Annotated in this window: 1 pseudogene; it reads left to right on the top strand. The window is 43.6% G+C overall.

The annotated features are described in order from the left end of the window. Nucleotides 1-27 precede the first annotated feature (27 nt). Nucleotides 28-624: pseudogene (locus PEL01S_RS34250) on the top strand (RHS repeat protein); the annotation flags it as partial.

Below are 624 nucleotides of genomic sequence, written 5' to 3'. Positions count from 1 at the left end.
TTAGGCCGTGTTACGAAGAAGGAATGGTTGAAACAAACAGGAACGGTTCTTCTGTCGAGCAATGCATATGATTTTGCTGGAAACGTAACGTCTAATGTCGATGGTAACAACAACACGACATCGTACGCCTACGACTTATTCAACCGTCTTGTTTCTGTGACTAACGCTAAGTCGGAAACGACGAAATACAGTTATAATATGGCGGGTAAATTAATTCAGACGGAATATGCCGATGGAAACAAAATTCAGAAGCAATACGATGAACTGGGCCGCCTAATAAGAAAAATCGATGCGTTAGGGCAAAATGAAAGATACTATTATGATGTAAACGGAAATGTAAAAACATATATCGATCGAAAAGGTCAGACAACGAGCTACGGCTACAACGCCCGTGATCAATTAACCAGCAGTGTGACCGGAAGTGAAACGGTTTCTTATGAGTACGATACCGCTGGACGACGCACAGCCATGCAGGATGGTACAGGCAGAACACAGTATGGTTATAATAACGTTGGGCAACTAGATGCAGTCACATATCCGGATGGAAAGAAGGTTCTATACGTATACGACCCGCAAGGGAATCGCACGCAAATGACCGATCCGTTCGGTTATGTTACAGCGTAC

Source organism: Paenibacillus elgii NBRC 100335, from assembly GCF_004000865.1.
In the GTDB taxonomy this organism is placed as follows: Bacteria; Bacillota; Bacilli; order Paenibacillales; family NBRC-103111; genus Paenibacillus_G; species Paenibacillus_G elgii.
Note: the sequence above shows the minus strand (reverse complement) of the source record. Positions and strands in the feature narration are given on the sequence as shown.